Origin of the sequence: Actinokineospora alba, assembly GCF_004362515.1 — a bacterium.
Taxonomy (GTDB): domain Bacteria; phylum Actinomycetota; class Actinomycetes; order Mycobacteriales; family Pseudonocardiaceae; genus Actinokineospora; species Actinokineospora alba.
Genome location: NZ_SNXU01000001.1, coordinates 3,220,138 through 3,233,836 on the forward strand (window position 1 = coordinate 3,220,138; position 13,699 = coordinate 3,233,836).

General features: G+C 71.4%; 5 protein-coding genes. 4 read left to right on the forward strand and 1 reads right to left on the reverse strand.

Annotated elements, in window-relative coordinates; all coding sequences use genetic code 11:
* The first annotated feature begins 229 nt into the window (after positions 1–229).
* Positions 230–6,751 carry a DNRLRE domain-containing protein gene (locus C8E96_RS14890; protein ID WP_228769832.1) on the forward strand — a complete coding sequence of 2,174 codons (6,522 nt, stop codon included), beginning with the start codon at positions 230–232 and terminating at the stop codon, positions 6,749–6,751.
* 149 nt (positions 6,752–6,900) lie between these two features.
* Here the strand turns inward: C8E96_RS14890 and C8E96_RS14895 are convergent, their stop codons facing one another.
* Positions 6,901–7,809 (reverse strand): SMP-30/gluconolactonase/LRE family protein, encoded by a 909-nt coding sequence (locus C8E96_RS14895; RefSeq protein WP_228769833.1) that lies wholly within the window; start codon positions 7,807–7,809, stop codon positions 6,901–6,903.
* 213 nt (positions 7,810–8,022) lie between these two features.
* Here C8E96_RS14895 and C8E96_RS14900 point away from each other — a divergent pair, with 213 nt between their 5' ends.
* From C8E96_RS14900 to C8E96_RS14910, 3 genes are all read left to right on the forward strand, one after another.
* On the forward strand, positions 8,023–11,013 hold the full coding sequence (locus tag C8E96_RS14900; protein WP_091373691.1) for an ATP-binding protein: 2,991 nt from the start codon (positions 8,023–8,025) through the stop codon (positions 11,011–11,013).
* 47 nt (positions 11,014–11,060) lie between these two features.
* Positions 11,061–12,164, forward strand: a complete 1,104-nt coding sequence (locus tag C8E96_RS14905) for a class I SAM-dependent methyltransferase (RefSeq protein ID WP_091373694.1) — start codon at positions 11,061–11,063, stop codon at positions 12,162–12,164.
* Positions 12,165–12,252: 88 nt separating this feature from the next.
* Entirely contained in the window at positions 12,253–13,677 is a 1,425-nt protein-coding gene (locus C8E96_RS14910; protein WP_228769834.1) for a serine hydrolase domain-containing protein, read from the forward strand.
* Positions 13,678–13,699 lie beyond the last annotated feature (22 nt).

Consider the following 13,699-nt stretch of genomic DNA (forward strand, 5'->3'; position numbering starts at 1 on the left):
CATGGCCGTACTCCGCTCCGATAGTCGCACCATGACCCTGCCATACAACGGGAATCTGGCCGAGGGCCATTCGGCGCTCGTGCCAATCGCGAGGCAGGTGTCGATACGGCTGGGTGACCGCGTACCCGCGCTCATGACGCGCGGGTGTGCGGCCTGCTAGCGAGCGACAACGTCTCCCGGCCTGATCAGCGGTGTTCGGGGGACACCAACCAATCAACAGGGGTGGGCTGTGGCTAGATCGCTGTTTCTTCGCGGTGCCGACAAACGGGTGGTGCGCCGGTTGTCGATCATGCTGATCGCGGCGGTGGCGTTCGCGGCGGTGGAGGTCGCCGAGCCGCCGCGGGCGGACGCTGTGCCGCAAACGGCCGCCGCGCCACCGATCACGCGGGTGGAGTCACGGCCGGACGTCGTGTCGGCGGCGGTGTCGGCGCGGGCGCAGGGGACCCGAGTCGAGGTCGAGTCCGAGCGCGCGGAGACCAGTTCGACGTGGGCGAACCCCGACGGGACGATGACCACCGAGGCCCACGCGGCGCCGATCCGGTTCAAGGACAAGGCGGGGCGTTGGCAGGCGGTCGACCTGACGTGGCGCAAAGACAGCTACGGCACGGTCACGCCGGGCGGACACCCGATGGGGCTGAAGCTGGGCGGGAAGAACGCGAAGACGGGCACGGCGTTCGTCGCCACGGACCCGGCGGCGGACCGGCAGGTCGAGTGGGTGGCGCCATGGGCACTGCCGGACCCGGTGCTGGACGGGACAAAGGCCACCTACGCCGACATCGAGCCCGGGGTCGACCTGGTCGTGCACACGCGCCGCTCGGGGTTCGAGTACGACTTCGTGGTCAAGCGCAAGCCGACGGCGGCGCCGGTGTGGCGGATTCCGTTGCGTATCAAGGGATTGACCGTCAAGCCGCAGGCCGACGGCTCGATCCACTTCGTCGACGCGAAGGACCAGGTGCACTCGGTCATCCCGGTCCCGATGATGTGGGACTCGGTGGTCGACAAGCGCAGCGGTGAGCACGTCAACCGCGCGCGGGTCGGCATGACGGTGGAGTCCACCGACAAGGGCACGGCGACCCTCGTGGTCAAGCCGGACGCCGCGTGGTTCAACGATCCTAAGAGGACATACCCGATCACCGTGGACCCGGCCTACGCGGTCGGCACGGCGTTCTCCAGCTTCGACACCTGGGTGCAGTCCGACTACACTACCGACCAGTCCACCTCGCCGGAGCTGAAGCTGGGCACGTACAACGGCGGCGCGGTCAAGGCCCGGTCGTTCCTCAACTTCTCCGTCGCCCCGTTCAAGGGCAAGCAGATCCTGAGCGCGCACCTGTCCCTGTTCGAGACGTGGTCCTACTCGTGCACCCCGTCGACGATGATCGTCCGCAGCACCTACCAGCTGGCGTCCACGGCCACGCGGTGGACCGCGCAGCCGGCGTTGGGCTCGCAGTACGGTTCGGCGAACGTGGCCAAGGGGCACGACAGCGGCTGCCCGGGCGGACGGATGTCGGTGCCGATCACCAGCCTGGTGCAGGCATGGTCGACCGCCACGTACACGGTCGGCGGCATGGTGTTGATGGCCGGTAACGAGGCGGACTCCAACTCGTGGAAGAGGTTCCACTCCAGCGAGGGCTCGGCCGCCCCGTACATCTCCTACACGTACAACCGCCCGCCCACCGCGCCCGCGATCCCGACCGTCTCCGGCACCGTCGGCTACGCCGCACCGGGTGGCGTCACCTACTACTACACCGCCAACCGACGGCCTTTCGTGTCCACAAAGGGCACCGACGCCGACGGCAACACGGTGCGCTACGAGTTCGAGTACCACACCTCCACGGTGGTGTCGTCCACGACGTTGAAGGCCACCTGCTCCAGTTCGACCTACGCCTCCGGGACCACAGCGGGCTGTCTTCCCTCGGTCGCGCTCCCGGACGACACGGCGATCGTCGTGCGCGCCCGCACCTTCGACGGCACGCTCCGGTCCGGCTGGTCGGGGTGGGTCCTGATGCGCGTCGCGGCGGGCACACCGGCCCCGGCCACCGTCACCTGCCCGTACGCCAACGGTTCCTGGACCGACCCGCTGCCCGCGTCGAAGGTCCTGTGCACGATCACGGCCACCGGCACCGGCTTCAACGCGCCCGGCTACGTCCGGGTCAACGTCGACGGCTCGCCCTACCCGACCAACTTCGCGGGCGGGGCGCCTGGCCAGCTCAAGATCAACCCGACGAACCTGGGCGGCGACGGCAAGGCCCACGTCATCGTCGGGCGGACACCGGGGCAGCACTCGATCTCCGTGCGGGCCGAGAGCCCGTCCGGCAAGCTGTCCGAGCTCACCAACTACTCGTTCGGTTACGGCTCGGCGACGCTGGCCAGTCCGGCGGCGAGCCCGCGCACGACCACCACGGGCGGAGTCCGCATCAGCGCCTCCGGCCCGCCCAAGGGCACCTCCGGCAGCGTCGCGGCCACGGTGAAGTGGCGCCTGTCCGGCTACGGCGGCAGCAGTGAGACCACCGGCTGGAACGTCGCGACCACCGCACCCCTCACGGTCACCGACAACGGCGGCGCGGGGGTGACGGTCTCGGGCACCTGGGACACCTCGGCTGAGACCAAGGACGGGCAACTGGACTCGGAGCCCGGCACCGCGGGCGTGCAGCCGACACCGCTCAACGACCGCGTCCCCACCCTGCTGGACGTCCAGGTGTGCCTGGCGTACTCCGGCTCCACGCAGTGCACCTGGTCTCAGACCAGGACCACGGTGCTGCGGGTGCCGCACGCCTTCGGCAACGGTTTCCCTACCGCCGAGGCCGGTCCGGGACAGGTCGCGCTGTGGACCGGTGAGTTCAACACCGACGCCACCGACGTCTCGGTCCCCGGATACACCGGCGACCTGTCACTGTCGCGCTCGCACTCGACGTTCGCGGGGACCACCGACCCGGTGACCGGCGTGTTCGGGCCGGGCTGGACCGCCCAGTTCGACGGCGCCGACGCCGGAGTGGCCGGGATGCGGGTCATCGACAACACCCGGATCGACGGCACCATCGCGCTCCTCGACGGCGACGGTTCCGCGCTTGTCTACGAATCGCCCTCCGGCGCCCGGCGCACCACCGCGACCCTCGAGGCGGGCACTTGGGTGGCCGCCGACGAGGAGACCTCGCTCGACGCCGGGAAGCTGACCGTCGCGGGCACCGGCGGGGCGACCACGGTCGCCTACGTCCAGGACGACGGCACCACCACCACGTTCGCCACGACCGCCACCACCGCGCCGACCGCCGCGACGGCCGGACAGTTCCGACCGGCGGGCATCACCGAGGCGGGCGTGGCCGGAAAGACCACGTACACCTACGACCCCGTCACCGGTCGCGTCACCCGGATTCTGGCGCCCACCGCTCCCGGCGTCGTCTGCACGGACGCGCAAGGCGGCTACACCAACGCGATCGGTTGCCGCTCGCTGCGGCTGGAGTACGGCACCTCGGGGTCGGCCGCGGGCCGCTTGGTCGCGGTCTGGCTCGACATCCACAACCCCGACCGCGCCGGTGGCGCGGGCATGGACGCGATCAAGGTCGCGGCCTACACCTATGACCCGGTGGGCCGCCTGGCCACCGCCACCGACCCGCGCAGCGGCGTCGGCACCGGCTACGGGTACGACTCCGCCAACCGCCTGACCTCGGTGACCCCCGCGGGCCAGGTCCCGTTCCACCTCGCCTACACCGCGGCACCCGATGTCCGGCTCGCCAACGTCAAGCGCGACCGCCCGGCGGGCGACCCGACCGGCGGCACCGCCACCCTGGCCTCGTTCGTCTACGACGTGGCCACCACGGGGGCAGGACTGCCGGACCTCTCGCCGACCTCGGTCGACCGCTGGAACCAGGCCAAGGCCCCGGTGAAGGGCTTCGCGGTCTTCAGCGCCGACCACCCGGTGAACTCCACGACGCCCTCCGTCATCGCCGCGGGCGACTGGGAGTACGCCGACCTGCGGTACACCGATTCCGAGGGCTACACCGTCAACACCGCCAAGTTCGGCGCGGGCGCGTGGCAGCTCACCGCCACCGACTACAACGCCCAGGGCAACGTGGTGCGCGAACTCGACGAACGCGCACTGCGCCTGGTGGTGGACGGCCAGATCCCACCGGGGGCGAGTGCCGACCAGCTCGCCACCCTCACCACCTACAACGCCGACATCAGCTCGGGCGACACCGTCCGCACCCCGGCGGGAACCCTGATCACCGACACCTACGGCCCGGCCAGGATCGCGTCCCTGCGCGACAGCAGCCTCCGCAGGCTGCGCAGCCACATCAGGACCGACTACGACCAGGGCGCCCCGAACGCCGGAATCAATCCCGCGACCGCGTTGCCCTACCGGCTGCCGACCTCCCAGACGACGGCGGCCCACGATCCCGGGACGGGGCAGGACGTCGAGGTCCTCTCCCGTGAGCTCACCTCCTACGCCGCCCCGGTCGCGGGCGACCCGGACGGTTGGGCACTGGGCCTGCCGAGCACGACCACCACCGACGTCGACCTCGACGGCGTTGTCTCCGCGGGAGACATCGTCAAGCTCACCCGCCACGACGCCGAGGGGCGGATCGTGGAGACCCGTCAGCCCACCTCCGCCGGCGCGGACGCGGGCACCACCAAGACCGTCCACTACACCGCCGCCGCCAACACCGGGCACCCCGAGTGCGGGTCGCGACCACAGTGGGCGGGCATGGTCTGCAAGACCTACCCGGCCGCCGCGCCGACCTCAGGGCCGAGCCTGCCCACGACCACCACCACCGGCTACAGCTACCTGCTGGAGCCCACCGCGGTTGTGCAAACCTCGGGAACGGTCACCCGGACCTCCACGACGACCTACCTGCCGGACGGCCGCACCGCCTCGACCTCGACGGCGGTCACGGGTCTGGCGGGCTCCACCGCGAACACCCGCAAGGAGAACGAATACGACCCGATAACCGCCGCGGCGACCAAGGTGACCGCCCGCAACGCGGACGGCTCGGTCGCGGGGACGGTGACCACCGGCTATGACGGCTGGGGGCGCCAGACCAGCTACCAACCCTCCGGCGACGCGCCGACGATCACGGTGTACGCGCCGTCCGGGGCCGTGGCGACCGTGACCGACCCCAACGGCTCGACCAGGTACACCTACGACGGCGCCGACGCGGCCGGACGAACTGAGCGCCGCGGCCTGGCCACCAAGATCGAGGTCGCCACCGCGGGATCGGTGTGGACTTCCACCGGCGCCTATGACGCCGACGGCGCCCTCGTGACCCGGAAGCTGCCCGGCGGGATCACCCAGCACACCGAATTGGACAACGCGGGCGAGCCCGTCGGCCTGCGCTACACCGGCCGGACCACCACGGTGAACGAGGACGGAACCACCACCGTCGACCCCGACGGCGGCTGGCTCGCCTGGTCACAGGACAACGACGTCGCCGGCCGCGTGACCCGGGAATGGACCCCCGAGGGCGGCGCCTTCACCGGCCCGACCGGGGGAGAGCCCACGGACGTCGGCGACGCCATCCCCTATGACCGCGCCTACGCCTACGACGCCGCGGGAAGGCTCATCCAGGTCCGCGACCGGACCGCGACCGCGACCGGAGTGGACATCACGGACCCAGCGGAGACCCCCGCCTGCGTGACCCGCTCATACGGCTTCGACGGCAACCACAACCGGCTCACCAAGACGGTTTCCGCCGCCGCCGCCGATGGCTCCTGCACCACGACCGGTGCCGCGATCACCAGGGCGTTCGACTCAGCCGACCGCCCCGTCACCGGCGCCAACGGCCAGGGTGCCTACGCCTACGACCCGCTCGGCCGGACCCTCGTCCTGCCCGCCGCGGACGCGCCGAATCCCCAGGGCGGTGACATCGCCTTGGCTTACCACCACGACGATCTGGTCAAGTCGATCTCCCAGGGCGGTGTCACCACGACGTTCGCCCTCGACGCCCTCGACCGCCGTGCGAGCGAGACCGTCACGGACGCACAAGGCTCCACTTCGACCGTCCACCACTACACCGACGCCACCGACAACCCGACCTGGGTCACCGAGAACGGCGCCTCCCGGCGCTACGCCGAACTGGTCGGCGGTGACCTGGCCCTGAGTGTCGACCAGGCGGGCGTGGCGGCCCTGACCGTCGCCAACCCGCACGGTGACGTCGTCACCGAGGTCGAACTGCCCAGTGCGGGTGCCCCGGCCACCTCGATCACCGGGTGGAGCTCGTACGACGAGTACGGCAATCCCGCCGCGGCCAACAACACCGACACCGGTGAGGTGGAATACGGCTGGCTCGGCACCAAGCAGCGGGCCGTCTCCGGCGCCGGGCTGACCCTCATGGGCGCACGCGTCTACAACCCCGTCACCGGCCTGTTCACCTCCGACGACCCGGTGACCGGGGGCGGAGCGAACCGGTACGCCTACCCCACCGACCCGATCGGCATGACCGACCTGGACGGGAAGGCGTGGCCCGCGCTGGGGCTGCTCGTGCTCATGTTCGTGGTGCGCGCGTGCGCACGGTCCTTCCGGGTGTGCAAGCAGGCGGTGAAGCTCGCCAAGCGTTACTTCTGGAGTCAAGTCAAGCGCGCTGCGCGCTGGTTGGGCAAGACGGCAAAGTGGCTGGTGCTCAAGGGGCTCGCCGCGCTCGGGGCGGCACAGGCCATCAGCACGTGCTACAAGGGCGGCAAACAGGGCTATCTGGAGCACCGCCGCAAGAACTGGCTCAAACGCATCTGGCGGACTGCCCGGCGCTGCGTGACAGGTTGATCATTCAGCTCCCGAGCCGGTAGCAGTACGTGCCCAGTGTGCCGCCTGGCCTGCGGAAGTCATGTTCCGCAGGCCAGGCGGCCTGTGTGGATAGTTCTTGGGGCGCTTGGGACTCCGCCGGTGAGAGTCCTTTGTGGTTCCGGCCGGCGTCACTCCGGATAACGCGCGCCGTTGAAGGTCACGCGCAGCGTGTAGATCGACGTCCCGGCCGCGATGAACAGGTGGTTGCGCTTGGCGCCACCGAAGGTCAGGTTGGACGCGGACTCGGGCAGCAGCAGCTTGCCGATCAAGGTGCCGTCCGGATCGAAGCAGTGCAACCCGTCCCAGGCGGCCGCCCACACGCGGCCCGCGGAATCCAGCCGCATGCCGTCGAACCGGCCGAAGTCGCATTCGGCGAAGATCTCCCCGCCCTTGAGGTCGCCGGTGTCGGTGACGTCGAAAACCCTGATGTGGCTCGGTTCCTGCCGAGTGTCCACAACGTACAGACGCTGCTCGTCGAGCGAGAACGCCAGGCCGTTCGGCCTGCTGAAGTCGTCGGCGACGAGGTGTACCCCGCCGTCCGGGTCGATCCGGTACACGTGGCAGCCGTCGATCTCGCCCTCGGCCGCGTTGCCCTCGTAGTCGGTGGTGATGCCGTAGGACGGGTCGGTGAACCAGATCGAGCCGTCGGCGCGGACCACCACGTCGTTGGGACTGTTGAGCCGCTTGCCCTGCCAGCGATCGGCCAGCACGGAGACGGTGCCGTCGTGCTCGGTGCGGGTCACCCGGCGGTTGCCCTGCTCGCAGGTGATCAGCCTGCCTTGGCGGTCGATCGTGTTGCCATTGGCGTAACCGGACGGCTGGCGCAGCACCCCGACCGCGCCGGTCGTCTCGTCCCAGCGCAGCAGCCGGTCGTTGGGGATGTCGCTCCACACCAGGTATCGCCCGGCGGCGAAGTACGCGGGCCCCTCGGACTTGCGCGCGCCGGAGTGGATGCGCTCGATGGTGAAGTCGCCATCGACCCTCGAGAACCTCTCGTCCAGCACAGAGAAGCGGGTGTCTATGAACTCGTTAGCCACGTTACCCTCTTTGTCTAACTTGATTCGGTACATCGATCGTATTGCCAAACGTGGTCTGGATGTGGCGATCGGGCTTCAAGTCAGCAGTGCGCGGGTGGCGTCGCGTTCGTGGACCGCGCCGAGGCGGTCCCAGCGGCCGCCCAGCGCCAGACCTGGGCGCCCCGTCATCGGAGCGTAAGGGGCGTTCGGCTTCGCCGGGGGGATGATGGTGTCGTGCAGCCCAGCTCGCCACTGGTCGGCCGGGATGCCGAGGTTTCCCGGCTGATGGAGCTGCTCGATGCCGCGCGGACGGCCCGGGGCGGCGGCGCCGTGCTGCTCGGCGAGGCCGGGATCGGCAAGTCGAGCCTCGCCGACGCCATCGCCGCCCAGGCGATCGCCCGCGGGTTCATTGCCGCTTGGGGACGTTGCCCCGATCTGAGCCTGGCGCCGTACTGGCCGTGGCGGCAGCTTCTCGCCGTGCTGCCGGACAGCGGCGCCCGGGAGGTGCTCGACGGGTCCGGGTCGTCGAGCCGGGCTGAGCTGTTCTCCGGCGTGCTCGCCGTGCTCGAGCGGACCGCCGCGGACCGCCCGCTGCTCCTGATCCTCGACGACGTGCATCGCGCCGACGAGGCCACCCTGGAACTGCTCGCGTTCGTCGCGGGCCAGGTGCGTGGGACTCGGATCGTGCTCCTGGTGATCAGCCGCGACGACCCGGTCGAGTTGGCCGGACCGGCGGCGTCGGCGCTGGCCGGACTCCCGGCCTGGATGCCGCGGCTGGACATCGCCGGGCTTGGGCAATCCGCCACCGCCGAGCTGGTGCGGGAGTTGACCCCGACCGCCTCGGACGAACTCGTCGCGAACATCCACCGGCGCACCGGGGGCAACCCGTTCTTCGTCTCCGAGGTGGCGCGGCTGCACGCGGGCAGGCGACAGCAGGGTGTCGAGTCCGGCCACGACGTGCCGACAGCGGTCCAGCAGGTGCTCAGCAGGCGCTTCGCCCGGATCGGCCAAGAGGCGGTGCGCCTGCTCGAGGTGGCGGCGGTCGTCGGCAAGCTCGACCTGCCGGTGGTGGCGGCGGTCGCCTGCCTCGACGAGGAAGCGGCCCTGACCTTGCTCGACGAGCCGCTGCGGGCGCGGCTGCTCGTCGGGTCGGGGCCGGACCTGCGGTTCGCGCACGACCTGGTGCGTGAGGCGTTGTACGCCGGCCTGAGCGAGCAGGCACGGGCCCGCCTGCACCGTGCGGTGGCCGCCGCGATGCCGGACGGTGAGGCGGGTGCGCTGGCCGAGCACTGGGCGAGGGCACTCGGGCCCGAGGCGCGGCTGCGTGCGGCCGAGCATGCGTTGGCGGCAGGGGAAAGCGCGAGCGCCGCGATGGCCTACGAGCAGGCCGCGCGCTACTTCCGCTGGGCGCTGGCCGACGGCGCGGGCGACCCGATCACGGTCCGGCTCGAACTCGGTCGGTCCCAGGTCCTCGCCGGTGAGGTGGACACCGGTCGCGACACGCTTCGGCAGGTCGCGGCCGCCGCGAACCAGGCCGGTCGGCCCGCGGACGCCGTCCGCGCCGTGCTGGCGATGGGCAGCGGGCTCGGGGGTTTCGAGGTCGACATCGGTGACCCAGCCCAGGAACGGCTGCTCGCGCAGGCGTTGGGTGCGCTGTCGGACGACGACCTGGCCACCCGCGCCGCGGGACTCGCCCGCCTCTCCTTGGTGCGGGCCCTGAGCGCGTCGCCGGAGGAGCGGGCCGAGCAGGCTCGCCAGGCCGTCGCGCTGGCGGCCGGTGTCGGTGAGCGCGCGATCGAGGCGGCGGCGCTGGCCGCGCTGAACGACGCGCTCTCCGGGCCGGATCACGTGCGCGTCCGCCTTGCGGGCGCGGACCGGATCGTCGCCATCGCCGACGAGGTCGCCGACCCGGCGCTCGCCCTCCTCGGGCTGCGGCTGCGCCTGGTGGCCAGGCTCGAGTCCGGCGATATCGCCGGGGTGGACCACGACATCGCCGAGTACGACCTCCGCGCGAAACGGCTGCGGCTGCCGCTCTACGCCTGGCCCGTCCCACTCTGGCGGGGCATGCGGGCCGCCATGGACGGCGATGGCGAGCTCGCCATCCGCTGCGCGGACGAGGTCGACCGGCTGGGCCGCGAGGCGGGCAGCACCAATGCCGCGATGATGGCGTGGGTGCTCCGCCTGCAGCAGGCCAAGGCCGGTGGCTCACCGGTCGAGTTCGCCGCGCTGATGGAGCAGGTCGCGCGCTGGAACCTGGAGCCCTCGCAGTGGGACTGCTGCCTCGCCTCGATCTACGCATGCTCCGGCATGCCCGCCCGGGCCCGCTTCCATCTGGACCGGATGCTGGCCGCGGGTCTCGACAGCATCCCGAAGGACTCCGAGTGGGTCGAACTCCTGTGGCAGCTCGCCGAGGCGGCGCTGGTGCTCGCCGAGGCGGCGCTGGTGCTCGCCGACCGCCCGGTGGCCGAGGCGCTGCGCGAGCGGCTGGCGCCCTATGCCGGAGTGTGGGCCGTGGACGGGGTGGGCGGCGCGTGCTTCGGGCCGGTCTCGGACATGCTGGCCAGGCTGGACGGTTTCCTCGCGGGCACCGATCCCGCCGCACGTCGGCAGTCGGAGTCCGCGGAGCCCACGGAGCCCTCGGAGGTCGCCGAGCTGCGCCGAGACGGCCGGGTCTGGCATGTCGCGTTCCGGGGTCGGCGGGCCACGGTGCAGCACTCCAAGGGCATGGCCGACCTGGCCACCCTGGTGACGCGGCCGGGTCACGAGGTGCACGTGCTCGACCTGGTCGAAGCAGGCGGTGGGCCCGCGCGACGCGAGGTGGGAGCCGACAGCGGTCCGGTCCTCGACCGCCAGGCGCGCACGGCGTACCAGGCGCGGCTGCGTGAGCTGGAGGAGGACATCGGCGCCGCGGCCTCGGACGCGGACCTCGGCCGGGTCTCGACGCTCACCGCGGAGCGCGACTTCCTGCTCGCCGAGCTGGCCGGGGCACTGGGGCTGTCCGGCCGCGACCGGGTCATGGGCGACCCGGCCGAGCGCGCCCGCAAAGCGGTCACGATGCGGATCGCCACCGCGCAGCGGGCCATCGCCGAGTCGCATCCCGAGCTGGCCAGGCATCTGCACCTCGCGGTGTCCACCGGACGGTTCTGCTGCTACCGCCCGGAGCGGCCCGTCGCCTGGCGAACCAGAGCTGACGATGCCACACCCGATGTGGCGCCCCAGGTGTGACGGGACGGCTGTCAGCCGACAGGGTCCCCCGACACCTGGAGGTTCTGATGACCACCGACACGATCACGCAGGCATCCGCCGCGACCGTCGAGGAACTCGCGGGCAGGCTCTTCATGGAGGGCGTGGCGTCCTTCCATCTGAGCACCGTCTACCTCGGCGTCAAGCTGGGGTTGTTCCGGGCGGTCGCCGAGCAGGGCCCGCTCACCGCCGCCGAGCTGGCCACCGCGACCGGCCTGGACCCGTGGTACGTAAGGGAATGGCTGCAGGCGGAGACGACGGCCGGGCTCATCGTCGCCGACGACGACGAGCTGTCGGGGGCGCGCTTCACCGCCGCGCCCGGCGTCTACGAGACGCTCGTGCACGAGACGAGCCCGGCCTACGTCGGCGGGCTGCCCCTCGCGCTCGGCGCGGTGGGTGGGGTGCTCCCGAACCTGATCGAGGCGTTCCGGACCGGCGCGGGCGTGCCCTACCAGGCCTACGGAGAGGACGCGATCGAAGCGCAGGCGGCCCTCAACCGCCCGGCGTTCACCAACCAACTGGTCACCGAATGGCTGCCCGCGATCCCGGACGTGCGGGCGCGACTCGCCGACACCGCCGCGCCCGCCCGCGTCGCGGACATCGGATGCGGCCTCGGCTGGGCCGCCATCGAACTGGCGAAGGCGTTCCCGCACCTGCGCGTCGACGGGTACGACTCCGACGAGGAGTCCATCACGCGGGCACGACACAACGCCGCCGACAACGACGTGGACGACAGGATCGGCTTCCAGGTGGTCGACGCCGCCGCGGGCGGGTACGGGGACCAGCGGTACGACGTCGTGTTCTTCTTCGAGTGCCTGCACGACATGGCGCACCCGGTCGACGCGCTCGCCGCCGCCCGGCGGTCCCTCGCCGAGGGCGGGACGGTCGTCGTGATGGACGAGCGGGTCGCCGAAACGCTGACTCCCGGCGACCCGACCGAGCTCTTCTTCGCCACGGCGAGCGTGCTGTGGTGCCTGCCGCAGGGTCGGGTGGACCCCACCTCGGAGGCCCCCGGCACGGTCATGCGACCCGCTGCATTCGAGGCGATCGCCCGCCGTGCGGGGTTCGCGGGCGTCGAGGTGCTGCCGATCGACCACCCGTTCTGGCGGTTCTACCGCCCGCTCACCGGGTGAGTGGGGAAGCGGGCCCGGCAGCTGCTGCCGGGCCCGCCGATCTCCGGGCTTGACCTTGCCCCTGGGGCAAGGTTCGACGATGGTCCACATGAACGACAACGCACTGCGCACCGTCGAGGCCCGGATCCGTGAGCAGGCCGCCGCCTACTGCGAGTCCGACAACGTCCCCGGGTTCGTCGCCGGCGTCTACCAGGCGGGCGAGCAGATCATCGTCGCCCACGGCGTCGCGAACGTCGCGACCGGCGCGCCGATGCTTGACGACACCGGGTTCCTCTTCGGCTCTGTCACCAAGGTCCTGACCACCACGCTGGTGCTCCAGCAGGTCGAGCGTGGCCTCCTCGACCTCGACGCGCCGGTGGTGAAGTACCTGCCCGAATTCGCCCTGACCGCGCCCGGTGCGGCGGACAAGATCCTGGTCCGCCACCTGGTCTCGCACACCAACGGCATCGACGCGGACCTGTTCTTCCCCGACGCCAAGGGGCGGGATGCCCTGAAGACCTATGTGGACGGTCTCGCGAGCGGTTGCGGCACGCTGTTCGAACCCGGTGAGCAGCTCAGCTACTCCAACGGCGGCATGATCGTCGCGGGCCGCCTGCTGGAGGTGGTGACCGGCCTGCCCTTCCACGACCTGCTGGCGCGCGACATCTACGGCCCGGTCGGGATGAAGGACTCCTGCACCTCCGCCGAGCAGGCCATCCTGCGCGGCACCGCGGTCGGTCATTTCCCGGACCCCGAGACCATGGCGCCCAAGCCCACGAACAGGTTCACCCTGCCCGACACCTGGGGGCCCGCGGGCGGCACACCCATCGGCACCATCGCCGACCTGCTGGCGTTCGGGCGCACCCACCTCGCGGGGGGCGTGTCCCCGTCCGGCACGCGCGTCCTGTCCGCCGAGTCGACCGCGCTGATGCGGCAGGTGTCCTACGACATGGACAGCCCCAACACCCCGCCGATCGGCCTGGGCTGGGTGCTGTACCCGTTCGGCGACACGACCGTGCTCGCCATGTCGGGCGCCTCGCCCGGCGGCGTCTCGCTCCTGTGTGTCGTGCCCGAACACGACCTGGTCTTCGCCGCGTTCGGCAACACGCCGGGGGCGATCATGCTGCAGGACCAGCTCCTGCGGTGGCTGCTGACCGAGCACCTCGGCGTCCGGATCCCCACGCTGATCACCGAAGTGGCGCAGGACGTCGACCTCACGCCCTACGTGGGCACCTACCGCTCCAACCAGCTCCGCGTCGACGTCAGCGTCGTCGAGGGCCAGTTGGAGGAGCGGATGACCTACGAGCCCGCGGACGCGTCGCAGGAGCGGATCTTCACCGAGTTCGCCGGCGGCGCGACCGCCGCCCCGCCGCAGCGCTACGTGCCGATCCGGCCGGGCCTTTTCGCGCCCGCCGACTATCCACTGGAGGTGTTCGACGGATACCTGCGACTGCTGCTCGTCTCCTACCACGACGTCCGTGACGGCCAAGCGCGCTTCCGCAACGGCGGCGGCCGGCTGACCCGACGGGCCTGACCGTGCCGAATGACCTGACCGC